Source organism: Pseudomonas fluorescens (genome assembly GCF_902497785.1).
In the GTDB taxonomy this organism is placed as follows: Bacteria; Pseudomonadota; Gammaproteobacteria; order Pseudomonadales; family Pseudomonadaceae; genus Aquipseudomonas; species Aquipseudomonas fluorescens_BO.
On sequence record NZ_CABVHK010000006.1, the window covers coordinates 74,045 to 101,009 of the forward strand.

Consider the following 26,965-nt stretch of genomic DNA (forward strand, 5'->3'; position numbering starts at 1 on the left):
TTGCGCGGGCTGCTGCATTCCAGGGAGGGATATTTCATGCGCCAGCAAGGTTTCACGCTGATTGAACTGCTCATGGGACTGATGATTGCCGGGATTGTTCTGCATCTGGTCAGTCCGGCTTATGCAGCGCTAACGGAATCGAATCATCGCGAGGTGACGGCGCAGTCGTTGGCCAGCGCTATACGCAACGCCAGAACTCTTGCCCTCTCGCGCAACCAGAGCGTTGTGATTCACAGTATCAACGGCGACTGGAGTAAAGGCTGGAGAGTCATTCTCGACATCAGTGGCAAAGGACCGGAGGACTTGAATAATCCGATACTGGTCGAGCACGCGAGCGCCACCAGAGTGCCGATAGTCGGCAATTGGTTGGTCAAGCGTTACATACGTTTCAGCAGTCTCGGCGAGCCGCTGATGCCCAAAAAAAACTTTCAAGCCGGCACGCTGCACCTTTGCGATGTTCGTGAGCCCATCAGCCAGCTTCAGGTGGTGCTGGCCGCAACCGGTCGCGTCAGCCTGCGCAGCGACAAGGCTGCACAGGCGCTGTGCGAGAAAGGAACTCAATCAAAGCAACGAACGAACACGTAACTCTTTCGGCATGGAGAACGTGATGTTCTCCTCGCGACCGGCCAACTCATCGGCGCCGGTAGCGCCCCACGCCTGCAACTGCTGAATCACCCCACGCACCAGCACTTCCGGTGCAGAGGCGCCTGCGGTGATGCCGATACGCTCGACGCCATCGAACCAGCTCTTTTGCAGGTCTTCGGCGCCGTCGATCAGGTAGGCCGGGGTGGCCATGCGCTCGGCCAGCTCACGCAGGCGATTGGAGTTGGAGCTGTTCGGGCTGCCGACCACCAGCACCACGTCGCACTCATCAGCCAGGGTCTTGACTGCGTCCTGACGGTTTTGCGTGGCGTAGCAGATGTCGTCCTTGCGCGGGCCACCAATGGCCGGGAAGCGCGTACGCAGGGCGTCGATGACGCGACTGGTATCGTCCATGGACAAGGTGGTCTGGGTCACGAACGCCAGTTTTTCCGGGTTGTTCACCTGGAGCGCGGCAACGTCTTTCTCGTCTTCCACCAGATAGATCGCACCACCATTGCTGCCATCGTACTGGCCCATGGTGCCTTCGACTTCCGGGTGACCGGCGTGGCCGATGAGGATGCATTCACGGCCATCGCGGCTGTAGCGCGCGACTTCGATGTGCACCTTGGTCACCAGCGGGCAGGTCGCGTCGAACACTTTGAGGCCACGGCCGGCGGCTTCGGTGCGCACAGCCTGGGAAACGCCGTGGGCACTGAAGATCACGATGACGTCGTCCGGCACCTGGTCCAGTTCTTCAACGAAGATCGCCCCGCGAGCACGCAGGTCTTCGACGACGAATTTGTTGTGGACCACTTCGTGGCGCACATAAATCGGCGGCCCGAAGACTTCCAGGGCGCGGTTGACGATTTCAATCGCCCGGTCCACACCGGCGCAGAAGCCACGGGGGTTGGCGAGTTTGATTTGCATGCTGTGCCTCGTGTCTTGCGCGCGAAAACAATGAATAACCACTGTGGGAGCGAGCTTGCTCGCGATGGCAGAGTGTCAGTCAACATCAAGGTTGAATGTCAGGCACTCATCGCGAGCAAGCTCGCTCCCACAGGGTCCGGTGGCAACAGGAGCGGCCCCGTAATGCCTCAGAGAGATTTGACGCTGATGATCTCGACGTCAAAGGTCAATGTCTTGCCCGCCAACGGGTGGTTGAAGTCGATGGTCACTTGCTCTTCATCGAACTCTTTTACCACGCCCGGCAGCTCAGTATTCGCCGCATCGTTGAAGATCACCAGCAAGCCCGGCGACAGGTCCATGTCCTTGAACTGCGAGCGCGGGATGATCTGCACGTTCTGCGGGTTCGGCTGACCGAACGCGTTTTCCGGCTGAATCGTCAGCGTACGCTTGTCGCCCGCCTTGAAGCCGAACAGTGCCGCTTCGAAACCTGGCAACAGGTTACCGTCACCGACCTTGAAGGTCGCCGGGGCTTTGTCGAAGGTGCTGTCGACGGTGTCGCCGTTCTCCAGGCGCAGTGCAAAGTGCAACGTGACTTCCGTGTTCTGGCGGATGCGTTGCTCAGCCAATACCTGTTCAGTCATGAACGGCTTCTCCGGTTTTCTTGCTTTTGAACATGTCCAGCGCAAGCATCACGGCGCCGACAGTAATTGCACTGTCGGCAAAGTTGAACGCCGGGAAATACCAGCGGTTCTGCCAATGCACCAGAATGAAATCGATCACATGGCCGTAGGCAATGCGGTCGTACAGATTGCCCAGCGCGCCGCCGAGCACCAGGGCCAGCGCGATGGCCAGCCAGGTTTCGTTGCGCCCCAGACGCTTGAGCCACACCACCAGCACCGCACTGACCACCACCGCGATCAGGGCGAACAACCAGCGCTGCCAGCCGGAGCTGTCGGCCAGGAAGCTGAACGCCGCGCCAGTGTTGTAGGCCAGGGTCCAGCTGAAGTAATCGGGGATCACCACGATCTGCTGGTACATCTTCAACGAGCCTTCGAAGTAGAACTTGCTGGCCTGGTCAATGACCAGCACCAGCAAGCTCAACCAGAGCCAGCCCAGCCGTCCGAAACGGCCAATGGCATTAGGCATAGTGACGAACCTCGCCAGCGCCGCTGATGTTATCGACGCAACGACCGCAGATTTCCGGATGCTCCGGGTTCACGCCGACATCTTCACGGCAGTGCCAGCAACGGGCGCACTTGGCGAAGGCCGACTTGACGATTTGCAACTTCAGGCCGCTGACTTCAGTGACCACCGCATCAGCTGGCGCCTGCACGAAGGGTGCAACGCTGGCCGTCGAGGTAATCAGAACAAAGCGCAGTTCATTGCTCAGCTTGGCCAGGTCGGCGCTCAGCGCTTCTTCGGCGAACAGCGTCACTTCGGCTTGCAGGTTGCCACCGACAGCCTTGGCTGCGCGCTGGATTTCCATTTCCTTGTTGACCGCGACCTTCACCGCCATGATCCGCTCCCAGTAGGCGCGGCCCAGTTCGACGTTGTCCGGCAGTTCGGTCAGGCCTTCGTACCAGGTGTTGAGCATCACCGATTCGTTACGCTCGCCCGGCAGGTATTCCCACAGTTCGTCTGCGGTGAACGCGAGGATCGGCGCGATCCAGCGCACCAGCGCTTCAGAGATGTGGTACAGCGCGGTTTGCGCCGAACGGCGGGCCTTGCTGTTGGCGCCAGTGGTGTACTGACGGTCCTTGATGATGTCGAGGTAGAAACCGCCCAGCTCCTGCACGCAGAAGTTGTGGATCTTGGAATAGACGTTCCAGAAACGGTATTCGCCGTAGTGCTCTTGCAACTCGCGTTGCAGCAGCAGCGTACGGTCCACGGCCCAACGGTCCAGCGCGAGCATTTCTTCAGCGGGCAGGATGTCGGTGGCCGGGTTGAAGCCGGTCAGGTTGGAGAGCAGGAAACGCGCGGTGTTACGGATGCGCCGGTAGGCGTCCGCGCTGCGTTGCAGGATCTGCTCGGAAACCGCCATCTCGCCCGAGTAATCGGTGGAAGCGACCCACAGACGCATGATGTCGGCGCCCAGCGTGTCGTTGACTTTCTGCGGCGCGATCACGTTGCCCAGGGACTTGGACATCTTGCGGCCGGACTCATCGACGGTGAAGCCGTGAGTCAGCAACTCGCGATACGGCGCGTGGTTGTCGATGGCGCAACCGGTCAGCAACGACGAGTGGAACCAGCCACGGTGCTGGTCCGAGCCTTCCAGGTACAGGTCGGCACGCGGACCGGTCTCGTGGCCCATCGGGTGCGAACCGCGCAGGACGTGCCAGTGCGTGGTGCCCGAATCGAACCAGACGTCGAGGGTGTCGCTGATCTTGTCGTACTGCGGCGCTTCGTCACCGAGCAGTTCGGCAGCGTCCATCTTGAACCAGGCTTCGATGCCTTCGACTTCGACGCGCTTGGCCACTTCTTCCATCAGCTCGGCCGTGCGTGGGTGCAATTCGCCGCTTTCCTTGTTCAGGAAGAACGGGATCGGCACGCCCCAGTTGCGCTGACGGGAGATGCACCAGTCCGGACGGTTGGCGATCATCGAGTGCAGGCGCGCCTGGCCCCAGGCCGGGACAAACTTTGTTTCTTCGATGGCTTTGATCGCCCGCTTGCGCAGGGTATCGCCAGTGACGGGCTCTTTGTCCATGCCGATGAACCACTGCGCGGTGGCGCGGTAGATCAGCGGGGTCTTGTGACGCCAGCAGTGCATGTAGCTGTGTTCGATGATCGTGGTGTGCAACAGCGCGCCGACTTCGGTCAACTTGTCGACGATGGCCGGGTTGGCCTTCCAGATGAACTGGCCGCCGAAGAATTCCAGCGAGGTCGCGTAAACGCCGTTGCTTTGCACTGGATTGAGGATGTCATCGTTGACCATGCCGTATTTCTTGCAGGTCACGAAGTCGTCCACGCCATAGGCCGGCGCGGAGTGAACCACGCCAGTGCCAGCGCCCAGCTCAACGTACTCGGCCAGGTACACCGGCGACAGGCGATCGTAGAACGGGTGACGGAAATTGATCAGTTCCAGCTCTTTACCGGTGGTGGTCGCGATGACCGAGCCTTCCAGGCTGTAGCGGGCCAGGCACGACTCGACCAGCTCTTCAGCCAGTACCAGCAGTTTGTCGCCGACATCTACCAGCGCGTAGTTGAATTCCGGGTGAACGTTCAGCGCCTGGTTGGCCGGGATGGTCCACGGGGTGGTGGTCCAGATCACGATCGAAGCCGGCTTGGCCAGCGTCGCCAGACCGAAAGCGGCAGCCAGTCTGGCTTCATCGGCAATCGGGAACGCTACGTCGATGGTGGAGGACTTTTTGTTCTCGTACTCGACTTCCGCTTCAGCCAGGGCCGAACCGCAGTCGAAGCACCAGTTCACCGGCTTCAGGCCCTTGAACACGAAACCGCCCTTGACGATTTCGGCGAGTGCGCGGATTTCACCGGCCTCGTTCTTGAAGTCCATGGTTTTGTACGGGTTGGCGAAGTCGCCCAACACGCCCAGCCGGATGAATTCGGATTTCTGGCCTTCGATCTGCTCGGTGGCGTAGGCCCGGCACAGTTCGCGGGTCTTGTCCGCGCCCAGGTTCTTGCCGTGGGTCACTTCGACTTTGTGCTCGATCGGCAGACCGTGGCAGTCCCAGCCCGGAACATAAGGCGCGTCGAAACCCGACAGGGTTTTCGAGCGGATGATCATGTCCTTGAGAATCTTGTTCAGCGCATGACCGATGTGAATCGTGCCGTTGGCGTACGGAGGGCCGTCGTGCAGAACGAACTTCGGACGATCCTTGCCAATTTCGCGCAACTTACCGTACAGGCCAATGCTGTCCCAGCGCTGCAAAATCTGCGGTTCGCGCTGAGGCAGGCCGGCCTTCATTGGGAAGGCGGTGTCCGGAAGGTTTAGCGTGGCTTTATAGTCGGTCATTTAAGGCTCTTCATTAGCGATTGGCGCTAGGTGCGACAGGGCACGGGCGGCGGCGACATCCGCATTGATCGCCGTCTTAAGCGCCTCCAGAGAGGCGAAACGCTGCTCTTCACGCAGCTTGTGGTGGAAACCCACCGTCAAACGCCGGTCGTACAGATCGCCGGCAAAATCTAAAAGATGCACTTCGAGATGGGCTTTGCCATCCCCTTGGACCGTTGGCCGCACGCCGATATTGGCAACGCCTGGCCAGGTCTTGCCGTCGATGTCGACGTTGACCAGATACACCCCGGTCAGCGGCACGCGACGACGCTTGAGTTGAATATTGGCGGTCGGCGTGCCCAGTTGGCGCGCCAGCTTCTGACCGTGCAGGACTCGTCCGGAAATTTGAAATGGTCGACCCAGCAGGCGTTCGGCCAAGGCAAAATCAGCCGCAGCCAGGGCATTACGCACCTGCGTGCTGCTGACCCGAATGCCGTCCAGCTCGACGGTTTGCGCCGCTTCCACGGTGAAACCCTGCATGACGCCGGCCTGTTGCAGGAAATCGAAATCCCCTACCCGGTCACAGCCGAAACGGAAGTCGTCACCGACCTCCAGATGCTGCACGCCGAGGCCGTCCACCAGAATGGTATCGACGAATTCGCTGGCGCTGAGCTTGCTCAGACGCTGGTTGAAGGCCAGGCACAGGACCCGGTCGACACCTTCGTCAGCCAGCAGCTGCAGCTTGTCACGCAGACGGGCGAGGCGCGCGGGCGCGGTCTCCGGGGCGAAAAACTCCCGGGGCTGCGGCTCGAAAATCACCACGCAGCTGGGCACGCCCAACTCGAGCGCGCGCTCACGCAGCCTCGCCAGGATTGCCTGGTGGCCACGGTGTACACCGTCAAAGTTGCCAATAGTGGCGACACAGCCCCGGTGCTGGGGGCGCAGGTTGTGGAGGCCTCGAACCAGCTGCATAACGCGCTTCTTGCTCATAAAGTGGTCGATTATAACCACACCCGGCGGCCGACGACAGGCAACACCGTAACCAAAGTGATCGAGCCGACAAAACCGCCGGCTCGCCCGTGTTTATCGAGGTAACGACCTCAGCTCAATGCCTTGCGATTAAAATCGCGCAAACGGAAGCCCATCAACAGCAACATGCCGAAATACGAGACCACCCCGGCACCGACCAAGGCGCCCAGGCGCAGGAATCGCTCAAGCATGTGCCCTTGATCCCAGACCGGCATAAAATGCATTCCGACTAGCAATACCACTGACATCACCAGCACGGCGACCACGAGTTTGGCACCAAACTTCGCCCAACCCGGTTGCGGCTGATACATCTGTTGTTTGCGCAGCTGATAAAACAGCAGCCCGGCGTTGAGGCAGGCACCGGCGCTGATGGCCAGGGCCAGACCAGCGTGGGCCAGCGGACCAACCAGCACCAGGTTAAACAACTGCGTGACGACGAGGGTGAAAATCGCGATTTTTACCGGAGTGCGGATGTTTTGTTGCGCATAAAAGCCGGGCGCCAGCACCTTGATCACGATAATGCCCAGCAGTCCGACTGAATAAGCGATCAGCGCCCGTTGCGTCATCGAGGCATCAAAGGCGCTGAACTGACCGTACTGGAACAGCGAAACAGTCAGCGGCTCAGCCAGAATCCCCAGCGCCAGCGAGCACGGCAACACCAGCACGAAGCACAGGCGCAGGCCCCAGTCGAGAATGCGCGAATACTCTGCGCGGTCCTTGCTGGCGTAGGTCTTGGCCAGGGTCGGCAGCAGAATCGTACCCAATGCCACGCCCAGCACGCCGGACGGCAATTCCATCAAGCGGTCGGCGTAATACATCCACGACACCGATCCGGCCACCAGAAACGACGCAAAAATGGTGTTGATGATCAACGAAATCTGGCTGACCGAAACGCCGAGAATCGCCGGCAGCATCTGCTTCATGACGCGCCAGACGCCGCTGTCACGCAAATTAAGGCGCGGCAACACCAGCATGCCGATTTTTTTCAGGTGCGGCAGCTGATAGAGCAACTGCGCCAGGCCACCCGCCAGAACCGCCCAGCCCAGGGCCATGACCGGCGGATCGAAATACGGCGTCAGGAACAGCGCAAAGATGATCATGCTGACGTTCAGCAGGGTCGGCACAAACGCCGGCACCGAGAAGCGGTTATAGGTATTGAGGATCGCCCCCGCCAGGGAAGACAGGGAGATCAGCAATATATAAGGGAAGGTCACCCGCAACAGATCGGAGGTCAGCTGGAATTTTTCCGGGGTATCGGTGAAACCCGGCGCCGTCGCCCAGATCACCCACGGCGCTGCGATCATGCCCAACGCAGTGACCAGCGCCAGCACCAGCGTCAGCAAGCCTGAGACATAGGCAATGAAGGTGCGCGTCGCCTCTTCGCCCTTCTGGTTTTTGTATTCGGCAAGAATCGGCACGAATGCCTGGGAAAATGCGCCCTCGGCGAAGATCCGGCGCAGCAGATTGGGCAGTTTGAAGGCGATAAAGAAGGCATCGGTCGCCATCCCCGCGCCGAATGTCCGGGCAATTAACGTGTCACGAACGAACCCCAGAATCCGGGAAAGCATCGTGATAGAGCTGACGGCGGCCAACGATTTGAGCAGATTCATTGAAAGAGTGTGTGCCTGTCGATAAACAGCAGGCGAACAAAGCGCCTACTTATGCGATACTCCGCGCCGCAGCAGCACAGAGCCAAAGCTCGCGAGTTTACAGGTCAAGCGCCGGAAATAAATATCCCGCCTCTTTATACCTACCACTTAGCGGAACGTCTCAACCGCCCTTGACAAGACATCAACTCATCGGCATGATTCGCGGCCTATTTTGTTTGCTATTTCCTAAAAAGTCTTTCGAGGAGCTCGACGGTGGCCAACACACCTTCCGCCAAAAAACGTGCAAAACAGGCTGAGAAGCGTCGCAGCCACAACGCCAGCCTGCGTTCCATGGTTCGTACCTACATCAAGAATGTAGTTAAGGCCATCGACGCAAAAGACGCTGAAAAAGCTCAAGCTGCTTACGTTCTGGCCGTGCCAGTTATCGACCGTATGGCCGATAAAGGCATCATCCACAAGAACAAGGCTGCTCGTCATAAGAGCCGCCTGAACGGTCACGTCAAGGCTCTGAACCTTGCTGTTGCCGCATAAGCGATAAGCTTGTTGAAAAACCGACCCCAGGGTCGGTTTTTTATTGCCTGTGATTTAACAAACACCACGCAAAAAAATGTGGGAGCGAGCTTGCTCGCGATAGCGGACGTTCAGCCAACAGAGATGTTGAATGCTAGTCACTTATCGCGAGCAGGCTCGCTCCCACATTTTGGATCTTCGCTGGATTATTGAGCGTGGGCCCACGGCAGGATCGGGATTGCCGTGACGGCATTCTGCGGACTGCCCTCGATCAAGCGGTCGCTGTACACCAGATACACCAGCGTATTGCGCTTCTTGTCGAGGAAGCGAACCACCTGCATGGTCTTGAACACCAGCGACGTGCGCTCCTTGAACACCTCATCGCCATCTTTCAGCTCACCCTTGAAACTGATCGGTCCGACCTGCCGACACGCGATAGAAGCTTCAGCGCGATCCTCGGCCAGCCCCAGACCGCCCTTCACCCCGCCCGTCTTGGCCCGGGACAGGTAGCAGGTCACGCCCTCGACCTTCGGATCATCAAACGCCTCGACCACGATGCGGTCATTCGGGCCGACGAATTTGAACACCGTCGACACTTGGCCAATTTCCTCGGCCGAGGCCATCAGCGGCATCGCCAACAGCAGGCCCAACAATCCTTTTGCAACACGCATTCAGGTATTCCTTCAGACCAGAATCAGGTTATCGCGGTGAACCAGCTCCGGCTCCGCCATGTAACCCAGCAAACCGACAATCGCCTCAGACGACTGACCGATGATTTTTTGTGCTTCCAGCGCGCTGTAGTTGGCGAGGCCGCGGGCGATCTCACGACCGTCCGGCGCCACGCACACAACCATTTCACCGCGACGGAAGCTGCCCTGGACCAGTTTGACGCCAACGGGCAGCAAGCTTTTATTGCCCTGGGACAGCGCCGTCACCGCGCCCGCGTCCAGCACCAGCGTACCGCGGGTTTGCAGGTGCCCGGCCAGCCATTGCTTGCGCGCCGCCAGCATGCCGCGCTCCGGCGACAGCAGAGTGCCAATGCGCTCGCCAGCCTTGAGGCGATCCAGCACACGCTCAAGACGCCCGCCGACGATGATGGTGTGCGCACCGGAACGCGCCGCCAGACGCGCAGCGCGCAACTTGGTCTGCATGCCGCCACGACCCAGCGCACCGCCCGTGCCGCCGGCCACCGCGTCCAGCGCCGGATCATCCGCCCGCGCTTCATAAATCAGCTTGGCATCAGGGTTATTGCGCGGATCGGCGTCGAACATGCCGTCGCGGTCGGTAAGAATCACCAGCAAGTCAGCTTCGACCAGGTTAGCCACCAATGCCGCCAGCGTGTCGTTGTCGCCGAAACGGATTTCGTCGGTGACCACGGTGTCGTTTTCATTGATCACCGGGATGACTTTCAACTCGACCAACGCACGCAGGGTGCTGCGGGCGTTCAGGTAGCGCTTGCGGTCGGACAAGTCGTCGTGGGTCAGGAGGATCTGCGCGGTGTGCCGGCCATGCTCGGCAAAGCTCGACTCCCAGGCCTGCACCAGACCCATCTGACCTATGGCAGCAGCGGCCTGCAGCTCGTGCATCGCACTGGGTCGTACGCTCCAGCCCAAACGGCTCATGCCCGCCGCTACAGCCCCGGAGGACACCAGCACCAGCTCGACGCCCGCTTCATGCAAGGCCACCATCTGCTCAACCCAGACACCCATTGCCGCGCGATCCAGGCCCTTGCCGTCCGCCGTCAGCAAAGCGCTGCCGATTTTCACGACCCAACGCTGCGCACCTGTCACCTTGCTCCGCATGATCTTCAACCTTAGCTTGAGGACAGCACGACCCGGCGCTGTCCGTAACGTTATTCGTGACTACCGATTTCCAGATACTAAAACGCCGCTCGATTGAGCGGCGTTCAAGTTTATCGCAACGAATCAGTCACGCACGTAAATGATTTCCGGACCATCTTCGTCATCCACGTCTTCTTCGTCCCAATCATCGTCGCCGATGTCATGGACCGACTTGACGCCACTGCGACGCAGGGCACGCTGATCATCCAGCGCCTGCAACTGAGCACGAGCTTCGTCTTCGATGCGCTGATCGAGTTCGGTCAGCTCTTCTTTGTAAGCCGGGTCGTTCGCCAGGCGATCGGCACGATCTTCCATGTACCGCATGATGTCGTGGCACAGACGCTCGGTGCCGAGCTTGGAGATGGCGGAGATCACGTATACCGGACCGGTCCACTCCAGACGATCGACGATTTCCTTGACGCGAGCATCGTGCTCTTCTTCAAGGATCTGATCGCACTTGTTCAGCACCAGCCAACGATCACGCTCAGCCAGGGACGGGCTGAATTTGGTCAGTTCGCTGACGATCACTTCAGCGGCATCCGGCGCACTGGTGTCATCCAGCGGCGCCATGTCCACGAGGTGCAGCAGCAAACGGGTACGCGACAAGTGCTTGAGGAAGCGAATCCCCAGGCCCGCGCCGTCGGAAGCACCTTCGATCAGGCCGGGAATGTCCGCGACCACGAAGCTCTTCCAGCGATCGACGCTGACCACACCCAGGTTCGGCACCAGCGTGGTGAACGGGTAGTCGGCAACTTTCGGCTTGGCGGCCGACACCGAGCGAATGAAGGTACTTTTGCCGGCGTTCGGCAAGCCCAGCAGGCCGACGTCAGCCAACACCTTCATTTCCAGCTTCAGGTCACGCGCCTCGCCCGGCTTGCCCGGAGTAGTCTGGCGCGGAGCACGGTTGGTACTGGATTTGAATCGGGTGTTACCCAAACCGTGCCAGCCACCATGCGCGACCAACAGCTTTTGGCCAGCCTTGGTCAGATCGCCGATCACTTCCTGAGTGGCCGCGTCGATGACCGTGGTGCCTACCGGCACACGCAGCACCAGCTCTTCACCTTTCTTGCCGGTGCAGTCGGTGCTGCCGCCGTTGGAACCGCGCTCGGCATCGAAGTGCCGGGTGTAACGGTAGTCCACCAGGGTGTTGAGGTTTTCGTCGGCGAGCATATAGACCGAGCCGCCATCACCCCCATCACCGCCGTTCGGGCCACCGTTCTCGATGAATTTCTCGCGACGGAAGCTCATGCAACCGTTGCCGCCGTCGCCGGCCTTTACTCGAATCGATACTTCATCAACAAACTTCATAACAGAACGCCTCTCGCCATACGGACGAGCCGAAAAAATCCAGACATAAGACTCTTGCAAAAATGAGCGCAGCGACCTCAATCAACGACCGCAAATCCAGCGCTGGAGCTCATTACAAACAGCTTTGCAAGAGACTCACCCCACAAACGAAAAAGCCCCGTCGCGAGACAGGGCTTTTCCAGCATCTACGTAATTATGCCGCGACGACTTCAGTCTTCGGGACAATGCTTACGTAACGGCGATTGAAAGCGCCTTTTACTTCGAACTTGATCACGCCGTCGATTTTAGCGAACAGAGTGTGATCTTTACCCATGCCAACACCGTAACCGGCGTGGAATTGGGTGCCGCGCTGACGCACGATGATGTTGCCCGGAATGATAACCTGGCCGCCATACATCTTCACGCCAAGGCGTTTGGCTTCTGAGTCGCGACCGTTACGGGTACTACCACCAGCTTTTTTGTGTGCCATGAGTCAATTCTCCTAGTGAGGAATTAGGCTGAAATTAAGCCTGAATACCGGTGATTTTGATCTCGGTGTACCACTGGCGGTGGCCCATACGCTTCATGTGGTGCTTACGACGACGGAACTTGATGATGCGGATTTTATCGTGACGACCTTGGGAAATCACTTCAGCCACAACGGTAGCGCCTGCAACAACTGGAGCGCCGATGTTCACGTCGTCGCCATTGGCGACCAACAGAACGCGATCAAAAGTAACGGATTCGCCGGTAGCGATTTCCAGTTTTTCGATCTTCAGGTATTCACCTGGGGCGACCTTGTATTGCTTGCCACCAGTAACAATTACTGCGTACGACATGGTATTTCTCCGATAATCCTGCTCACCCAGCTCTTTATAAGAAGAGGTATTGGCTGGCATGGCTGCATAAGGCTGGAAGGCCTGTTTGCAATTGCGTAAGGCAGGTGCTGCCCAGGAAGTTCAGGGTGCGCGATTGTACGCAAGCTGCCGGGGCGATGCAAGAGGCCGTCCATCGCGCCTTGACACCCGCCGACGTGGGTCCTAGCATGCCGCGCAACCCTTCTGGAGCAACTGTCGCTGATGCAACCCCAAGCTTTCTACCGCGCGGTGGCGGACGATTTTAACGCCGTCGACGGCATCATCAAGAAGCAGCTGACTTCCCGAGTGCCGCTGGTATCGAAAATCGGCGACTACATTACCTCGGCTGGCGGTAAACGCCTGCGTCCTTTATTAGTGCTGCTGTGTGGGAAGGCCCTGGGCCGCGAAGGCGACGACCTGCGCCTGTTGGCTGCGACCATCGAGTTCCTGCACACCGCCACCCTGCTGCACGACGACGTGGTCGATATGTCCGGCATGCGCCGTGGCCGCTCGACCGCCAACGCCATGTGGGGCAACGCGCCAAGCGTGCTGGTGGGCGATTTCCTGTATTCGCGCTCCTTCGAAATGATGGTCGAACTGGGCTCCATGCCGGTGATGAAGATCCTTTCGCAAGCCACACGCATCATCGCCGAAGGCGAAGTGTTGCAGCTGTCCAAGGTTCGCGACGCCAGCACCACCGAAGAAACCTATATGGAAGTCATCCGCGGCAAAACCGCGATGCTCTTCGAAGCCTCGACCCACAGCGCCGCAGCGCTGTGCGAAGCGACGCCCGAACAGGCTGAAGCCCTGCGCACGTTTGGCGACCACCTGGGTGTAGCCTTCCAGTTGGTAGACGACCTGCTCGACTACAAAGGCGACGCCGAGACCCTGGGCAAGAACGTCGGTGACGACCTGGCCGAAGGCAAGCCGACCCTGCCGCTGATCTACACCATGCGCGAAGGTACGCCGGAACAGGCTGCCCTGGTGCGCAAGGCGATCCAGAAAGGCGGTATCGAAGACCTGGAGAGCATCCGCGAAGCAGTTGAAGCGTCCGGTTCTCTGGAATACACCGCGCAACTGGCCCGCGATTATGTGGCTCGCGCGATCAAATGCCTCGACGCGCTGCCCGCCAGCGAATATCGCGATGCGTTGGTCGAGTTGAGCGAGTTCGCGGTCGCCCGCACTCACTAAATCGATTACCTGTGGGAGCGAGCTTGCTCGCGATAGCGGACTTTCAGTCAACAAAGATGTTGAATGTAAGTGCCTCATCGCGAGCGAGCTCGCTCCCACAGGTTTCCCACCGCCACGCCCTCTCCCGGCTAAAACCCTATACAATGTGCGACTTTTATCGATCCTGAATCCAAGGAGCTTTAGTGAGCACGTTGCCACCCTGCCCGAAATGCAATTCCGAATACACCTACGAAGACGGCGCGCAGCTGATCTGCCCAGAGTGCGCCCACGAATGGTCCGCCAGCGGCGACGCTGAAGCTGCGTCCGATGAGGCCGTGAAAAAGGATTCGGTCGGCAACGTCCTGCAGGACGGCGACACCATCACCGTGATCAAGGACCTTAAAGTCAAAGGCACGTCGCTGGTGGTCAAGGTCGGCACCAAGGTCAAAAACATCCGTCTGTGCGATGGCGATCACGACATCGACTGCAAGATCGACGGCATTGGCCCGATGAAGCTTAAATCCGAGTTCGTCAGAAAAGTCTGAACCTGTTGTATTCCATCCCGCGCCCGGCGTGGGATGGTGCGTTCCCCTCCCGCGCCGCGCCCAGCATTCCCTCGCAGTAGCCAAGTGCCAGCCGCTTTGACCTTACGCACGATTGACCTGCAAAAAATCACAAACCGCCAATAGATCCTTGCTATTTGGTGAATAAGAATTATTCTCATTGAAAACCATCAATGGAGATGAGACCCATGACTTATTTGATCGATGCCTGGCTGGACCGCCCACACCCGTACCTCAGGATCCTGCATCGGGAAACCGGGGAAGTCTGCGCAGTGCTTGAAGAAGAAGCCTTGAACGAGCTGCAGGATCAGGGGGATCTGGACGTCAACAGCTTGAGTTCGAGCGAGCCGATGGTGCTCAAGGAGCTGGTGCGCAATTTGTTTCTGTTCTGTTATGCCCGGGCGTTGCGCCCCTCGCATGAATTGCAGCACAAGCTGGAACTATGAAACACCGACAACACTGTGGGAGCGAGCCTGCTCGCGAAGGGTGTAACAGCCAACGATGATGTTGAATGTAACGCCCCCTTCGCGAGCAGGCTCGCTCCCACATTAGCCCAAGGTGAATTCGGGTCAGGTATTACAGAACGTCGAGCAGTTCGACGTCGAAGACCAGTACGCTGTGCGGCGGAATGCTGCCAACGCCTTGAGCGCCGTAAGCCAGTTCGTTCGGCACGTACAGACGCCATTTGCTACCGGCGTTCATCAATTGCAGGGCTTCGGTCCAGCCAGCGATCACGCCGCCTACCGGGAATTCTGCCGGCTGACCACGATCGTAGGAGCTGTCGAACACAGTGCCGTCGATCAGGGTGCCGTGGTAGTGAGTACGCACGGTGTCTTCGCGGGATGGCTTGGCGCCTTCACCGGCGGTCAGCACTTCGAATTGCAGGCCGGAAGCCAAGGTGGTGATGCCATCGCGCTTGGCGTTATCGGCCAGGAACGCCAGGCCTTCGCCAGCCGCGGCTTCAGCTTTGGCCGCCGCTTCGGCTTGCATGATGTCGCGGATGACCTTGAAGCTGGCGGACATTTCTTCCTGGCCCACGCGGCTTGGTTTACCGGCGAAAGCGTCGGTCAGGCCAGCCAGGATCGCGTCCAGGCTAACGCCCGGTGGCGGGTTGTCGCGCAGTTGGTCGCCCAGCTGACGGCCAATGCCGTAGCTGACGCGGGTTTCGTCGGTGGACAGATTTACTTCGGACATGACAATGCTCCGCTGTGCGGACGGCCCGGGATACTGCCGTGCGTGCACAGCGCGCCCCGAAGCGCCCAAACCAAAAGGGCCAGCAGACTAGCACAGATGTCGTTGTACTGATGAGGGGCGTCAGCGCTGCCACGAAGTACGGAAGGCGATCGGCACCTTCAGGCTTTCTTCCGCACTGGCGCCAAGCCCGCACATTTCGTCATGAACCGAGGTATGCACAAGGTTGAACGGCAAGCTGGGGCAAGCGTGGAGAATTTCCCGCGCATGCTCGACCGAGCGCAGATGAAACATCTGGCCACGGGCGTCGCTCAGTGGATACGCCGCGCCGTGCATGCGCGCCTCCAGCAGGTAGATCCCGCCTTCCATGGAGATCAGGTTCAACTCATCGACCTTCCCGGCGATGGCATAGGCATTCAACTCTTGCAGGTTCATGAACGCACCTCACGCAGTGGCGAGCCAGCATTCTTACAGACATAGGCTTCACTGCATCAAAGTACAAGCCATGAACCGCACCGCCCGTCTGTTTCACTCTTCCCCTGTGGGAGCGAGCCTGCTCGCGAAGGCATCAACCCGCTCTGACATTAGACCGCGGTGGAGCTTTCGCGAGCAGGCTCGCTCCCACAGGAAGAACAGTGGTAATCAATGCTTGGTGAGCTTGTCCAGATAACCCATGGCAAACGCCGATACCACAAACGTCATGTGGATGATCACGTACCACTTCAAGTGCTCGGGATCGAGGTTCTGGGCGTCCATGAACACCCGCAACAGGTGGATCGACGAAATCGCCACGATGGACGCCGCGACTTTCATCTTCAATGACGACGAATCCATGGTGCCCAGCCAGTTGAGCTTTTCCTTGCTGTCGTCAATGTCCAGTTGCGAAACAAAGTTCTCGTAGCCGGAAATCATCACCATCACCAGCAAGCCGCCCACCAGCGCCATATCGATGAGCGACAGCAACACGAGAATCAGGTCCGATTCGGCCATCGAAAACACGTTGGGAATGACGTGGAACACTTCCTGGAAGAATTTCAGCGCCAGGGCCAACAGTCCGAGGGACAGGCCGAAGTAGATCGGCGCCAGCAACCAGCGAGAGGCGTACATTGCATTTTCGATAAAGCGTTCCATTGAATCTCACACGTGGTCTGGAAATGGCCGCGAGTATAACAGCCACCCGCGTCTACCCAGAAGCCGCCAGAAACAGTCGGAAAATCCGCAACCTGCGCGGGGGTCCCGGGGTTTTTCTGCTAGTGTCCAAACCATTGACAGCTCAGCGACAGTGGACAGGAAGACGGGAAATGGATGTGCGATTGCCTTTTACGAGCGCCGGAATTTACCTGGCACTGCTGCTGAGCGGCTGCTCACCCGATGATGACCAGCGCCAGGCCAGCCTCGATGAAAGGACTGCGCAGTTCGAACAGTCGCTGGCGACGATTCAGGACCCGAAACTCAAGGATGCCGTGGCGCAACTCGGCGGCTCGCTGCTGTTGCTCGAGCGCGCGCAACTCAAACTCGACAGCAAACCGGTGGATACCGAATACAGCGAAGACGTGCTCGCCGTGCTCAAGCACTACCCCACGCCACAGGCCCTGGTCGACACGTATATCAACGGCCTGTTCGTGCTGCACAAGGATTCCGGTTCGGATTACCTGACCGATCTGCAACCGGTCTTTCCGTTCAGCTTCAACATTCCCGATACCTTTCTCTTTCCCCATGGCCTGGAATGGCAATCGGTAACCCTGAGCGATAAGCGCGTGATCCCGTTCCAGCCGGAATGGTCTGAAACCGATCCCGGCATTCAGCTGAGCCCGTCGAGTTCCAACCTGACCAACCCGGACGATCTCACGGTGACTTACCCGTTCATCGACGGGCTGGACGTGGATAACAAGCACCAGCCGCAGCCGGTGAGCCTGCAAGGCAAAGTGCACGTCATCGCGCCGCGCCGGCTCTACAGCTTCGACCTGACGAAAAAGGACGTTGGCCAGACCCGCACCAACGACAACCTCAGCGTCACCCTGCTGACACTGACGAACAACTACGCGGAAATCGAATTCAGCAACAGCGCACCGCTGGCGCCAGAGGTCGGCGAAACGTCGCTCAACCCGCTGATCGTGCAGGCGCGGGATAACACCGGGCAATTTCTTTCGCGCTCGGGCTCGATCAACGAGACTGCCGCGCAAATTGCGGTTTATCAAAAACAACTGGCGACCCTGCAACAGCAAAAAACCTGGAGCGACGCCTTGGAGAAACAGCTCGAAGAAAAACAGCGCGCCTTCGAGAAGCAACAAAAAAACCATTACTCCAAGGTGTACTTCAATGGCCCGATAGAGACGCTTGAAGTCAGCCTGCTGGATTTCTCCGCCGCCACGGTGACGCACAAGGACCTCGACTTGCCGGTCCGTCGCTTCGACCCGCACACCACGGGAAAAACCATCCAGCCGCTGACATTGCCAGTGGTGGTTTACGACGATCAGGCGCCCGCCTGGCTCAAAGGCGCAACGCTGAGCGAGGAGCAACTGAAGAACAGCGTCAGCATCCATCAGTCGGTGGATGACCCGAGCGCCGCGCGCATCGAGTTCGATCACATTAAAAGCTTCAATGATGAACTGCTGGGCACCGCCTTCAACCCTGGCGATAGCCCGGTCAGTTTCTTTACCGAAGACAGCAGCGGTAAACGCGATGAGCCGATCGAGTTGGCGCCAGAGGCCTATCAGATTGATCCACTGCGCGGCACCATCACCTACGACTTGAACCTGTTCGCGCAAACCCCGGCGTTCGCGGTGGGTTCCATGCCCTTGTTTCTCGCGACAATCGACAAGCAGGCACTCGACATCCAGTCACTGCCCAAGGGCCTGGAATTGAAAGGCAATGCGCTGGTGGTGGACTTGAAGCTGTTTCCCGCCCAGGACTGGCGCTTTTTCGCCAAGGATGACAGCGGTCACTACCTCAAAGAGATTCTTTCGGTCAGTCACGACGCGAGCGCAGAAGGCCCGGCGTTGTTCGGCGTACTTTATTTTTACGGCCAGCCCACACACCTGGAAACCTATCAGCGAACCGAGCTCACCACCGTGCAGTATGGTTTTGAGGTCAAGCTCGACAAGGCTGACACGTCCAGCCTCGATCAGTAATTAACTCAATGATCCGGACGAAACTCGAAGCCACCCGGGCTGCGGCAGCGACCGCCATTAATTTCCCGCAGCTGGGCTTGCAGGTGCAGGCACCAGATTTGCGGGTCATCGGCCAACTCGTAACCGTGCAGGGTCAGGCTTTCAACAATGGTGTCGAGGATCGATTCCGCCACGAACGGGCCATGAAACGGGCCCTGGGCTTTGATGGCTGAGGGTTGTTCGCCGGCCATTCCGGCAGCGAACAGCAGGGTCCACATGCCCGTATCCCCCGCCAATGGGCGGATGGCACACTCGATACGGGTCACAAGGCCCAGGCATTGACGGGTGAGGCAGAGGTTGCGCGACATGGCGGCGACCCTCGTTAGATCCGGTATTCAGCCCCCACGGGAGAGCTGTCTCGATCCAGTGATTACTGTCGATATCCTTGAGCTCAGAATAGAAGAAAAGTCTGACCAGCACGTCAACTGAGACCAGAAGGCGCCGAATGGTCATTGTGTGAATATTGACGCCAGACTTGTGGCGAAATGATGGCTCTGAAAAGATCGCAGCCTGCGGCAGCTCCTACATGGGAACGCGTTAGGCGTAGGAGCTGCCGAAGGCTGCGATCTTTTGTTTCACATCACGCCGGCTTGGCCTCGACCAGCGCTTCCAGCGCCGCTTCTTTCTCGGCTTCCTTGAGGTCTTCCTCGCTGATCATTTCCGCGATCACCCGCAAGCGTTCCACCACCCGCGCATTGACGCTGCCTTCAGGGAATTCGCCATTTTCGTCCGGCGCACCCGCCGGCTCGCCGACCAACAGGCTCAGGGCTTCGTCGGCCTGACGCACCGCGTACACATGGAACTGCCCGGCGCGCACCGCCGCCAGCACTTTTTCGTCGAGCATCAGCGTCGCGACGTTGGCCTGAGGAATGATTGCCCCCTGCTCACCGGTCAGCCCACGGGCTTCGCAGAGGCGGAAGAAGCCTTCGATTTTCTCGTTGACCCCACCCACCGCCTGCACCTCACCGAACTGATTGATCGAACCGGTGATCGCAAAGCACTGCTTGAGCGGCGTTTTCGACAACGCCGAGATCAACGTGCACGCCTCGCCCAGCGACGCACTGTCGCCATCGACATAACCGTAAGACTGCTCCAGCGCGATGCTCGCGGAAATCGCCAGCGGGAACTCCTGGGCGTAACGGCTGCCCAGATAACCGGTGAGGATCATCACGCCTTTGGAGTGAATCGGCTGACCGAGGTTAACTTCGCGCTCGATGTCGACGATGCCGCTGCCACCCGGATACACCGTCGCGGAAATCCGCGCCGGCACACCGAACGCCGAATCTCCGACTTCCAGCACCGTCAGCCCGTTGCACTTGCCGACGGCCGCGCCATCGGTGTCGATCAGGATAATCCCGGCCAGCATGTCATCGAGAATCCGCGCCGAGACGCGCCCGGTACGAGTTGCCTTGGCCTTGAGCGCGCGTTCGATGTGGCCGGCGTCAGTCATTTCATCGCCGGCCAGGTGACGAATGAAATCCGCCTCGCTGACCAGCTGAAACAGATCACCGATGCGCGCCGACAAACGCCCCTGGTGCTCGGCCAGACGTGCGCTGTACGTAGCCAGCCGCGCCACCGCATCGGCGGTCAGCGGGGCCATGCCTTCTTCGGAGGTGCGGGTTTTCAGCAACTGGGCAAACTGCTCCAGGCTTTCATCGACCATCGGGATGTCTTCGTCGAAATCCACCAGGACGCGGAACATCTCCTGGAAGTCCGGATCGAGGTCTTGCAGCGTGTAATAGAGCTGACGCGCACCGATGATGATGACTTTGACCTGCAACGGGATGTGTTGCGGCGTCAGGGTCACGGTGGCGAAACGGCCCATCTCGCCGAGGGGCGATTCCATTTTCAGCTTGCGCGATTGCAGGGCGCGCTTGAGCGCATCCCAGACAAACGGCTCGCTGAGCATTTTGTCTGCTTCAAGGATCAGGAAACCGCCATTCGCACGGTGCAGCGCACCCGGACGCAACTGGCGATACGTGGTGTAAAGCGCGCCCTGATCAGTGCTGTATTCGATGCGGCCAAACAGGTTTTCGTACGTCGGGTGCGGCTCGAACACCACCGGCGCACCGCCGCTGGCGGAGTGCCCGACCACCAGACTCGGCGCGTATTGCTCTTCGAGCATCTTGCGAGCGACGGCGTCGACCTTGCTGTCGTCGACCAATTGCTCGACGACCGTCTTCAGCAGGTACACCTGCATCGCTTGCAAGTAACCGCACACTGCCGCGTTCTCGGCGTATTTTTCCGACAAGGGTGACAGCAACGGCTGCAAGGCCAGGGTGATGGTTTCTTCGTTTAGGTGGCGCAGTTGATTGCTCGACTCGCGCTTCCATTGCGGCAGGCTGGCGAGTTCTTCGTTAAGGCGCTCTTCCAGACCGGAGATGTCATCGTGGAAGCGCTCGCGATCGGCCTCCGGCAACTGGGCGAATTCCGCTTCGTCCAGTGCCTTGCCTTCGCTCATCGGGGTGAACGCGATGTTGCTGGCGTCGCGATACAGCGCGACTTCCTTTTCCAGGGCCAAGCGCTCGATGATGTCCAGCGCCTTGTCGTAACGCTGGTTGAAGGCGCGGTCGATCGCACTTTTCTTTTGCTGGTAGGACGGGTGTTCGAATACCGCCGGAAACGTCGCCAGCAGGTTGTCGATCAGCCCGTTGATATCACTTATGAAAGCGCCGGCCGTTCCCGACGGTAGCTCCAGAGCGCGAGGCTCGCGGGGCTCGTCGAAATTGTTGACGTAGACCCAGTCGGCCGGTGTCTGCAGGCGTTTGCCTTCAGCCTTCAGGTAGCGTTTGACGAAGGAAAACCGGCCGGTGCCAGGCTCGCCCATGACGAATACGTTGTAACCGGGGCGTGGCATGGCCACACCGAACTGCAAGGCTTCGACCGCACGTTCCTGGCCAAGCACACCGCGAAAGGGCTCCAGATCATTGGTGGTAGAGAAGCTGAACTGTTCAGCGGAAAACGGACGAGTCAGCGCTTCGGGCGCTAGACGCAAGCTGGCAGCAACAGGATCAGGCATCGGGCTTCCTTACATCAGGCGGGGCAGATGCGGCATTCTGGCGCTGCCAATACCCCACTTGCAAGGTGCGCCTTTAGCCAAAGCATCGTCAAAGCGGCATCCCCAGTCGGGCCGGGGCTAAATCAATGTTTTCAACGAATGTTTCGTAAAAAATCACGGAACCCTTGGAACGTGCCTAAACTCCAAATTGCGCGGCTGGAACAATAACCGGCCCACTGGCGCCAGATCGGGCCAGACCCTGTCCATTGGTATGCACATAAAGAGAACAAAGCTATGAAACGGATTCTTCTCGGTACTCTCTTCACCGCTGTATCCATCAACGCCATGGCTCAAGCGCCAGGCGGCCCGGATTGCGGTTGGGGCAACATGCTGTTCGAAGGTCAGCGTGGCACTCCGGCTCACTTCCTGGCATCCACCACCAACGGCACTTCCGGCAACGCAACCTTCGGTATGACGTCTGGTACCAACGGTTGCTCGACTAATGCGTCGCTGACTTATGGCGGCAAATCCTGGCTGGCCATGAATGGCATGATGAACGAGCTGTCTGAAGACATGGCTAAAGGTAACGGCGAAGCGCTGACTACCTACGCCGTGGTACTGGGCGTGGCGCCGGAAGACCGTGCGCACTTCGCTGCTGTGACCCACGAGCACTTCCAGCAAATCTTCAGCAAGGCTGACGTGACCGCTGAAGACGTGCATACCAACACGCTTGCTATCCTGAAAAACGATCCTCGTCTGGTCAAGTACGCAACTCAAGCTTAAGCTCGACCCGCCCGTTCCTTTCGGGGAGCGGGTTTTATTTTTTGAACCTGGCCCTTTTGGCCTGCCCCTTCGGGTCTTTGTTTCTTTCGACTTAAGTTGCCCACTATGCTCAAACGCCTTGCCTGGCTGGCGCTCTGTGTCTGCGCCCCGCTGTCTGCTGCGCCTCACATCGACAATCAACGTTTGCAGCATCTGGCCAACGATCCCTTCTGGATTTCCCTGGGCCATTACGAAACTGCCAAGCTCGGCGGCTGGCGCAGCTATGTCAGCGACAGGAAATTCTTCCTGGCGCCCGACGGCAACGAACATCCCGACCGTGAACTGGCCGCCACCGTGCAGGCCCTGTACGCCCCGGTCAGTGCCGGCGAACAGCACGCCCAATGCGTCTACCCGGCGCGCACCCGCTGGCTGACGGCGCAGCTCAACCTGACTGATTTGCCGGCACCTGACTGCGCTGAATTCAAGCAGTGGTTCAAGGATGTCTCGCCCCACAGCGCCGTGATGATTTTCCCGGCCGCGTATCTGAACAGCCCGTCATCAATGTTCGGCCACACCTTGCTGCGGATCGATCAGGCGGATGTACAGAGCGACAAGACCGCACTCCTCAGCTATGCGATCAACTTCGGCGCCTACATCGAAGGCTCGGACAACAGCATCCTTTATGCCTGGAAAGGCTTGATGGGCGGCTATCCGGGTCTGTTCGCGCTGGTGCCGTATCAGGAAAAACTCTCGGAATACCGCAGCCTTGAAAATCGCGACCTGTGGGAATACCGGCTGAACCTGACGCAGCAGGAAACCGAACGGATGGTCGAGCACGTCTGGGAACTCAAGCAGATCCAGTTCGACTATTTCTTCTTCGACGAAAACTGCTCCTATCGCCTGCTCGAATTGCTCCAAGTTGCGCGTCCGGGCCTGCGCCTGACCGAACAATTCCCGCTGACCGCGATTCCCACCGACACCGTCAAGGCCGTCAAAGAAGCCGGGCTGGTGGAGTCGATTCAGTATCGTCCGTCTCGCGAGCGTGAGTTGCTGAGCCGCGCCGAACCGTTGAATCCTGAAGAACAGCAATGGGTGCTGAAAGTCAGCGCCGACCAGAAGCAATTGCAGGACCCAGCGTTCAAGGCGCAACCGCGCGAGCGTCAGGCGCTGATCATCGACGCGGCGTACCGCCTCGAACGCTACCGCGCCAACGGCCAGGAGCGCGACCCGCAACGGGCGCAACGCAGCTTCGAATTGCTGCGGGCGATCAACCAGAACCCGGCGCCGGAGCTGGACATTCCGCAACCCGGTCTGCCCGAAGACGGCCATGAATCGCGCACCTGGCAAGCCGGCATCGGCACTCGAGGAGACCAGGCTTTTGGCGAATATGGCCTGCGCATGGCTTATCACGATCTCAATGACAACGCGGAGAGCTTCCCCCTCGGCGCGCAGATCGAAATCCTGCAGATGAAGCTGCGCCAGTACGAAGGCAATCACTGGCAATTGCAGCAACTGGACCTGGCGACCATTCGCTCGCTGACCCCGCGCAATGAGCTGTTGCAACCATTGTCGTGGCAAGTCACCGGCGGCCTGGAGCGGGTGCCGGGCAAACACGACGATGAAACGCTGGTCAGTCACGTCAACGGCGGTGCCGGCGGCACGTGGCAACTGAGCGAGGACATGCTTGGTTTTGCCTTGGGCACTGTGCGCGTCGAGCATAACAACGACTTCGCCGAATTCATTTCTCCGGCGGCCGGTTTCAACAGTGGCGTGTTGTGGAAGAACCCGCTGGGTAACTTCAGCCTGGAGGCCAAGGGTGACTTCTTCACCAATGGCGAAGTGCGCCGTAGCGTGAGTCTGAACCAGCAGTGGGAATTGTCGCGCAACCTCGGTTTGCGCCTGAGCGCCCAGCGCGAATTCAGCCACCTCGCCTCACCCGAAAACGAAGTGATGCTTGAGGTGAAGTGGTATCACTATTGACCTGACACACCCTAAACCCTGTGGGAGCGAGCTTGCTCGCGATGAGGCCATAACATTCAACGTCTTCGTTGCCTGTTATGCCGCCATCGCGAGCAAGCTCGCTCCCACAGTTGATTTGCGTTACCTCACAGATTAATCACACGCTTTTCACGAACATCCGACGGTTCGCCCCCTAGACTTCCCCCATAGGCCATCGAACGGCCGGGAGTGCGAGATGTGGCGTTGCGTGGGTGTGGCGGGTTTTTTGATGTTGCTCGCGGGCTGCCAGACGACCCACGAAGATCTGATCGCCAAAGGGTATCCGCCGGCATTTGCCGATGGCTTTGACGACGGTTGCAGCAGTGGTCGACAAGCCGCCGGGGCGATGACCGGTGAGTTTCGCAAGAACGTCCCGCGCTATCTCAAGGACAAGCGATACGCCGAAGGCTGGAGCGACGGCTTTCGTCAGTGTCAGGCCATGCGCGAAAGCGAGGACCGGGACGACTATCGCAGTCATCACTGGGACGAGCGTGAAAAAGCCTGGCAACAGCAAAAAGATCAGGACAGCGCTCGTGCGTTTCGCTCGCAGTGAGTCGCTGCCAGACATCCGCCGAAACTAAATGACTGCGACCATGGCCCAAACCCTATAACGGGAGGAAACCATGAGTCGTGCCTTCGTCAATGAAGATAACGCCGCCGCGCAAGCCGATCAGCCTGTCGAACGGCAGGTCAGCGCGCAGCCCAATTACGTCACGCCCGCAGGGTTTTCCCAGTTGCAGGCGAAAGTGGCCGAGCTGCAACGGCTGCACAGCGAGCAATCGGCCAAAGGTGAACAGGCGGACAAGCAGCGTCAGGTCGACCTCGAACGGGATTTGAGGTATTTCAACCAGCGCCTGCAAAGCGCTCAAGTCGTGACCGCCGCCCACTCGACACAGAAAGCGCAGATCGGCAGTCGAGTGACGTTCGCCGACGAACACAACACCGAGCAAACCGTACAACTGGTCGGTGAAGATCAGGCCGACGCGGCGGTGGGCCTGATCAATTGGGGTTCACCGCTGGGCCGGGCGTTGCTCGGGGCGCACATCGGCGACGAGGTGCTGTGGCAACGCCCGGCCGGCGATCAGATGATCGAAATCATCCGCATCGAACCGGCTTAGACCACGCCCTGGGCCAACATGGCGTCGGCGACTTTGACGAAGCCGGCGATGTTTGCGCCTTTGACGTAGTTGATCCGGCCGTTTTCTTCGCCGAAATGCACGCAGGCATGGTGGATGGATTGCATGATCGCGTGAAGTTTGCTGTCGACCTCGCCGCCGGTCCACAACAGGCGCATGGCGTTCTGCGACATTTCCAGCCCGCTCACGGCGACACCGCCGGCATTGGATGCCTTGCCCGGCGCGAACAGAATTCCCGCTTCGATAAACAGGTCCACGGCTTCCAGAGTGGTCGGCATGTTCGCGCCTTCCGCCACGCACAGGCAGCCGTTGCGCAGCAATGTGCGGGCGGCGTCGGCATCGAGTTCGTTCTGGGTCGCGCACGGCAGCGCGATGTCGCACGCCAGATCCCATGGGGACTGGCCCGCACGGAACTCAAGAGCGAAACGTGAGGCCAGCTCGCTGATTCGTCCGCGCTTGACGTTTTTCAGCTCCAGCAGCGCCAGCCATTGGTCTTCGGTCAGACCGGCCTCACAGTACAGCGTGCCTTCGGAGTCCGAGAGTGAAATCACCTTGCCGCCCAGGTCCATGACCTTGCGCGCCGCGTACTGCGCAACGTTGCCGGAACCCGAGATCGCCACGCGTTTGCCTTCGACCGCTTGACCGCTGCGCTTGAGCATTTCCTCAGCGAAATAAACGCAGCCGAAACCGGTGGCTTCCGGGCGAATCAGGCTGCCGCCGTAGCTCGGCCCCTTGCCGGTCAACACGCTGGTGAACTGGTTGCTCAGGCGTTTGTACTGGCCGAAGAGGAAACCGATCTCGCGGGCCCCGACGCCGATATCGCCCGCCGGCACGTCAACGTCTGCGCCGATATGGCGGTACAGCTCGGACATGAAGGCCTGGCAGAAGCGCATGACCTCCCCATCGCTTTTGCCTTTCGGATCAAAGTCCGATCCACCCTTGCCGCCGCCCATGGGCAATGAGGTCAGCGAGTTCTTGAAGGTTTGCTCGAAGGCGAGGAATTTCAACACGCCGAGGTTCACCGAAGGATGGAAGCGCAAACCGCCCTTGTACGGACCAATCGCGCTGTTCATCTGCACGCGAAAACCGCGATTGACCTGGACTTTGCCCTGATCGTCGACCCAGGAAACCCGAAACACGACCGCCCGCTCCGGCTCGCAGATCCGCTCAAGAATGCCTGAGGTCAGGTAATGCGGATTGGCTTCAAGAAACGGCCACAGGCTACGCAGGACTTCTTCCACAGCCTGGTGGAATTCAGGCTGGTCGGGGTCGCGTTTTTTCAGTCGGGCGAGGAAGGTGTCGACGGATTCAATCATGGAAAAGTCTCGGCAAATTTATTGTCGTTGGAAGCGATTGAGCCGGACTTTACCAAACAGAATACGCACCGTGACAGCGCAAAATGTCGC

The 26,965-nt window shown here is 59.3% G+C and carries 27 protein-coding genes; 10 read left to right on the top strand and 17 right to left on the bottom strand.

What is annotated here, in order from left to right; all coding sequences use genetic code 11:
* Positions 1–36: 36 nt before the first annotated feature.
* Positions 37–585 (top strand): GspH/FimT family pseudopilin, encoded by a 549-nt coding sequence (locus tag F8N62_RS10545; protein WP_150710908.1) that lies wholly within the window; start codon positions 37–39, stop codon positions 583–585.
* On the opposite strand, the gene ispH is transcribed toward F8N62_RS10545, so the two are convergent.
* The 6 genes from ispH to murJ form a co-directional block, all read right to left on the bottom strand.
* Positions 562–1,509, bottom strand: a complete 948-nt coding sequence (gene ispH, locus F8N62_RS10550) for a 4-hydroxy-3-methylbut-2-enyl diphosphate reductase (RefSeq protein WP_008028815.1) — start codon at positions 1,507–1,509, stop codon at positions 562–564. The two genes, F8N62_RS10545 and ispH, sit on opposite strands and share 24 nt — an antisense overlap.
* A gap of 167 nt (positions 1,510–1,676) precedes the next feature.
* On the bottom strand, positions 1,677–2,114 hold the full coding sequence (fkpB, locus tag F8N62_RS10555; RefSeq protein WP_191632374.1) for an FKBP-type peptidyl-prolyl cis-trans isomerase: 438 nt from the start codon (positions 2,112–2,114) through the stop codon (positions 1,677–1,679).
* Between the two features lie 7 nt (positions 2,115–2,121).
* On the bottom strand, positions 2,122–2,634 hold the full coding sequence (gene lspA, locus F8N62_RS10560) for a signal peptidase II (RefSeq protein ID WP_150710910.1): 513 nt from the start codon (positions 2,632–2,634) through the stop codon (positions 2,122–2,124).
* Positions 2,627–5,458 carry an isoleucine--tRNA ligase gene (gene ileS / locus F8N62_RS10565; RefSeq protein ID WP_150710911.1) on the bottom strand — a complete coding sequence of 944 codons (2,832 nt, stop codon included), beginning with the start codon at positions 5,456–5,458 and terminating at the stop codon, positions 2,627–2,629. Before ileS ends, lspA begins: the two co-directional genes overlap by 8 nt.
* Entirely contained in the window at positions 5,459–6,409 is a 951-nt protein-coding gene (ribF, locus tag F8N62_RS10570) for a bifunctional riboflavin kinase/FAD synthetase (protein ID WP_150710912.1), read from the bottom strand.
* 128 nt (positions 6,410–6,537) lie between these two features.
* A complete protein-coding gene (gene murJ, locus F8N62_RS10575) occupies positions 6,538–8,076 on the bottom strand; it encodes a murein biosynthesis integral membrane protein MurJ (RefSeq protein WP_150710913.1) in 1,539 nt (512 codons plus the stop codon).
* A 252-nt stretch (positions 8,077–8,328) separates the two neighbouring features.
* On the opposite strand from murJ, the gene rpsT reads away from it, so the two are divergent.
* Positions 8,329–8,607 carry a 30S ribosomal protein S20 gene (rpsT, locus tag F8N62_RS10585; protein WP_008154937.1) on the top strand — a complete coding sequence of 93 codons (279 nt, stop codon included), beginning with the start codon at positions 8,329–8,331 and terminating at the stop codon, positions 8,605–8,607.
* A gap of 185 nt (positions 8,608–8,792) precedes the next feature.
* On the opposite strand, the gene F8N62_RS10595 is transcribed toward rpsT, so the two are convergent.
* The 5 genes from F8N62_RS10595 to rplU form a co-directional block, all read right to left on the bottom strand.
* The gene (locus F8N62_RS10595; protein WP_150710915.1) at positions 8,793–9,257 is read right to left on the bottom strand and encodes a CreA family protein; all 465 of its coding nucleotides are present in this window, start codon (positions 9,255–9,257) and stop codon (positions 8,793–8,795) included.
* 12 nt (positions 9,258–9,269) lie between these two features.
* The gene (gene proB / locus F8N62_RS10600) at positions 9,270–10,388 is read right to left on the bottom strand and encodes a glutamate 5-kinase (protein ID WP_150710916.1); all 1,119 of its coding nucleotides are present in this window, start codon (positions 10,386–10,388) and stop codon (positions 9,270–9,272) included.
* A gap of 123 nt (positions 10,389–10,511) precedes the next feature.
* Complete coding sequence (gene cgtA / locus F8N62_RS10605; protein ID WP_150710917.1) at positions 10,512–11,735, bottom strand: Obg family GTPase CgtA; 1,224 nt, start codon at positions 11,733–11,735, stop codon at positions 10,512–10,514.
* A gap of 193 nt (positions 11,736–11,928) precedes the next feature.
* Positions 11,929–12,204: a 50S ribosomal protein L27 gene (gene rpmA / locus F8N62_RS10610; RefSeq protein WP_003215862.1), complete on the bottom strand. Its 276-nt coding sequence runs from the start codon at positions 12,202–12,204 to the stop codon at positions 11,929–11,931.
* A 34-nt stretch (positions 12,205–12,238) separates the two neighbouring features.
* Positions 12,239–12,553, bottom strand: coding sequence for a 50S ribosomal protein L21 (rplU, locus tag F8N62_RS10615; protein WP_003230856.1), 315 nt, complete (start codon positions 12,551–12,553; stop codon positions 12,239–12,241).
* A gap of 240 nt (positions 12,554–12,793) precedes the next feature.
* Here rplU and F8N62_RS10620 point away from each other — a divergent pair, with 240 nt between their 5' ends.
* The 3 genes from F8N62_RS10620 to F8N62_RS10630 all read left to right on the top strand — a co-directional run bounded on the left by F8N62_RS10620 (position 12,794) and on the right by F8N62_RS10630 (position 14,750).
* Positions 12,794–13,762: a polyprenyl synthetase family protein gene (locus tag F8N62_RS10620; RefSeq protein ID WP_150710918.1), complete on the top strand. Its 969-nt coding sequence runs from the start codon at positions 12,794–12,796 to the stop codon at positions 13,760–13,762.
* A 182-nt stretch (positions 13,763–13,944) separates the two neighbouring features.
* Complete coding sequence (locus F8N62_RS10625; protein WP_150710919.1) at positions 13,945–14,286, top strand: zinc ribbon domain-containing protein YjdM; 342 nt, start codon at positions 13,945–13,947, stop codon at positions 14,284–14,286.
* Between the two features lie 206 nt (positions 14,287–14,492).
* Complete coding sequence (locus F8N62_RS10630) at positions 14,493–14,750, top strand: hypothetical protein (RefSeq protein WP_150710920.1); 258 nt, start codon at positions 14,493–14,495, stop codon at positions 14,748–14,750.
* A gap of 130 nt (positions 14,751–14,880) precedes the next feature.
* Here the strand turns inward: F8N62_RS10630 and F8N62_RS10635 are convergent, their stop codons facing one another.
* The 3 genes from F8N62_RS10635 to F8N62_RS10645 all read right to left on the bottom strand — a co-directional run bounded on the left by F8N62_RS10635 (position 14,881) and on the right by F8N62_RS10645 (position 16,626).
* Positions 14,881–15,498 carry an FKBP-type peptidyl-prolyl cis-trans isomerase gene (locus F8N62_RS10635; protein ID WP_150710921.1) on the bottom strand — a complete coding sequence of 206 codons (618 nt, stop codon included), beginning with the start codon at positions 15,496–15,498 and terminating at the stop codon, positions 14,881–14,883.
* Between the two features lie 120 nt (positions 15,499–15,618).
* The gene (locus tag F8N62_RS10640) at positions 15,619–15,930 is read right to left on the bottom strand and encodes a DUF6482 family protein (protein WP_150710922.1); all 312 of its coding nucleotides are present in this window, start codon (positions 15,928–15,930) and stop codon (positions 15,619–15,621) included.
* 207 nt (positions 15,931–16,137) lie between these two features.
* Positions 16,138–16,626 (bottom strand): TIGR00645 family protein, encoded by a 489-nt coding sequence (locus F8N62_RS10645; RefSeq protein ID WP_150710923.1) that lies wholly within the window; start codon positions 16,624–16,626, stop codon positions 16,138–16,140.
* Positions 16,627–16,796: 170 nt separating this feature from the next.
* Here F8N62_RS10645 and F8N62_RS10650 point away from each other — a divergent pair, with 170 nt between their 5' ends.
* Positions 16,797–18,626, top strand: coding sequence for a hypothetical protein (locus F8N62_RS10650; RefSeq protein ID WP_150710924.1), 1,830 nt, complete (start codon positions 16,797–16,799; stop codon positions 18,624–18,626).
* A gap of 5 nt (positions 18,627–18,631) precedes the next feature.
* Here the strand turns inward: F8N62_RS10650 and F8N62_RS10655 are convergent, their stop codons facing one another.
* Positions 18,632–18,973: a hypothetical protein gene (locus tag F8N62_RS10655; protein ID WP_150710925.1), complete on the bottom strand. Its 342-nt coding sequence runs from the start codon at positions 18,971–18,973 to the stop codon at positions 18,632–18,634.
* 272 nt (positions 18,974–19,245) lie between these two features.
* On the bottom strand, positions 19,246–21,684 hold the full coding sequence (locus tag F8N62_RS10660) for a Lon protease family protein (RefSeq protein ID WP_150710926.1): 2,439 nt from the start codon (positions 21,682–21,684) through the stop codon (positions 19,246–19,248).
* 273 nt (positions 21,685–21,957) lie between these two features.
* Between F8N62_RS10660 and F8N62_RS10665 the strand changes: the two genes are divergently transcribed.
* The 4 genes from F8N62_RS10665 (at position 21,958) to F8N62_RS10685 (ending at position 25,541) form a co-directional block, all read left to right on the top strand.
* Entirely contained in the window at positions 21,958–22,446 is a 489-nt protein-coding gene (locus F8N62_RS10665) for a DUF3015 domain-containing protein (RefSeq protein WP_150710927.1), read from the top strand.
* A gap of 105 nt (positions 22,447–22,551) precedes the next feature.
* Positions 22,552–24,405: a DUF4105 domain-containing protein gene (locus F8N62_RS10670; RefSeq protein WP_150710928.1), complete on the top strand. Its 1,854-nt coding sequence runs from the start codon at positions 22,552–22,554 to the stop codon at positions 24,403–24,405.
* 214 nt (positions 24,406–24,619) lie between these two features.
* Positions 24,620–24,976, top strand: coding sequence for a hypothetical protein (locus F8N62_RS10680; protein WP_150710929.1), 357 nt, complete (start codon positions 24,620–24,622; stop codon positions 24,974–24,976).
* Between the two features lie 70 nt (positions 24,977–25,046).
* Positions 25,047–25,541: a GreA/GreB family elongation factor gene (locus tag F8N62_RS10685; protein ID WP_150710930.1), complete on the top strand. Its 495-nt coding sequence runs from the start codon at positions 25,047–25,049 to the stop codon at positions 25,539–25,541.
* Here F8N62_RS10685 and gdhA read toward each other — a convergent pair.
* Positions 25,538–26,875: an NADP-specific glutamate dehydrogenase gene (gene gdhA / locus F8N62_RS10690; RefSeq protein ID WP_150710931.1), complete on the bottom strand. Its 1,338-nt coding sequence runs from the start codon at positions 26,873–26,875 to the stop codon at positions 25,538–25,540. The genes F8N62_RS10685 and gdhA overlap by 4 nt on opposite strands.
* Positions 26,876–26,965 lie beyond the last annotated feature (90 nt).

Coding starts and splice junctions, on each gene's coding strand:
- F8N62_RS10685 (WP_150710930.1), top strand. CDS start 25,047: ATGAGTCGTGCCTTCGTCAATGAAGATAACGCCGCCGCGCAAGCCGAT.
- lspA (WP_150710910.1), bottom strand. CDS start 2,634: ATGCCTAATGCCATTGGCCGTTTCGGACGGCTGGGCTGGCTCTGGTTG.
- F8N62_RS10650 (WP_150710924.1), top strand. CDS start 16,797: ATGGATGTGCGATTGCCTTTTACGAGCGCCGGAATTTACCTGGCACTG.
- ileS (WP_150710911.1), bottom strand. CDS start 5,458: ATGACCGACTATAAAGCCACGCTAAACCTTCCGGACACCGCCTTCCCA.
- murJ (WP_150710913.1), bottom strand. CDS start 8,076: ATGAATCTGCTCAAATCGTTGGCCGCCGTCAGCTCTATCACGATGCTT.
- F8N62_RS10545 (WP_150710908.1), top strand. CDS start 37: ATGCGCCAGCAAGGTTTCACGCTGATTGAACTGCTCATGGGACTGATG.
- cgtA (WP_150710917.1), bottom strand. CDS start 11,735: ATGAAGTTTGTTGATGAAGTATCGATTCGAGTAAAGGCCGGCGACGGC.
- F8N62_RS10655 (WP_150710925.1), bottom strand. CDS start 18,973: ATGTCGCGCAACCTCTGCCTCACCCGTCAATGCCTGGGCCTTGTGACC.
- rpmA (WP_003215862.1), bottom strand. CDS start 12,204: ATGGCACACAAAAAAGCTGGTGGTAGTACCCGTAACGGTCGCGACTCA.
- gdhA (WP_150710931.1), bottom strand. CDS start 26,875: ATGATTGAATCCGTCGACACCTTCCTCGCCCGACTGAAAAAACGCGAC.
- proB (WP_150710916.1), bottom strand. CDS start 10,388: ATGCGGAGCAAGGTGACAGGTGCGCAGCGTTGGGTCGTGAAAATCGGC.
- F8N62_RS10665 (WP_150710927.1), top strand. CDS start 21,958: ATGAAACGGATTCTTCTCGGTACTCTCTTCACCGCTGTATCCATCAAC.
- F8N62_RS10670 (WP_150710928.1), top strand. CDS start 22,552: ATGCTCAAACGCCTTGCCTGGCTGGCGCTCTGTGTCTGCGCCCCGCTG.
- ispH (WP_008028815.1), bottom strand. CDS start 1,509: ATGCAAATCAAACTCGCCAACCCCCGTGGCTTCTGCGCCGGTGTGGAC.
- rplU (WP_003230856.1), bottom strand. CDS start 12,553: ATGTCGTACGCAGTAATTGTTACTGGTGGCAAGCAATACAAGGTCGCC.
- F8N62_RS10640 (WP_150710922.1), bottom strand. CDS start 15,930: ATGAACCTGCAAGAGTTGAATGCCTATGCCATCGCCGGGAAGGTCGAT.
- F8N62_RS10595 (WP_150710915.1), bottom strand. CDS start 9,257: ATGCGTGTTGCAAAAGGATTGTTGGGCCTGCTGTTGGCGATGCCGCTG.
- F8N62_RS10660 (WP_150710926.1), bottom strand. CDS start 21,684: ATGCCTGATCCTGTTGCTGCCAGCTTGCGTCTAGCGCCCGAAGCGCTG.
- ribF (WP_150710912.1), bottom strand. CDS start 6,409: ATGCAGCTGGTTCGAGGCCTCCACAACCTGCGCCCCCAGCACCGGGGC.
- F8N62_RS10630 (WP_150710920.1), top strand. CDS start 14,493: ATGACTTATTTGATCGATGCCTGGCTGGACCGCCCACACCCGTACCTC.
- F8N62_RS10645 (WP_150710923.1), bottom strand. CDS start 16,626: ATGGAACGCTTTATCGAAAATGCAATGTACGCCTCTCGCTGGTTGCTG.
- F8N62_RS10620 (WP_150710918.1), top strand. CDS start 12,794: ATGCAACCCCAAGCTTTCTACCGCGCGGTGGCGGACGATTTTAACGCC.
- F8N62_RS10635 (WP_150710921.1), bottom strand. CDS start 15,498: ATGTCCGAAGTAAATCTGTCCACCGACGAAACCCGCGTCAGCTACGGC.
- F8N62_RS10680 (WP_150710929.1), top strand. CDS start 24,620: ATGTGGCGTTGCGTGGGTGTGGCGGGTTTTTTGATGTTGCTCGCGGGC.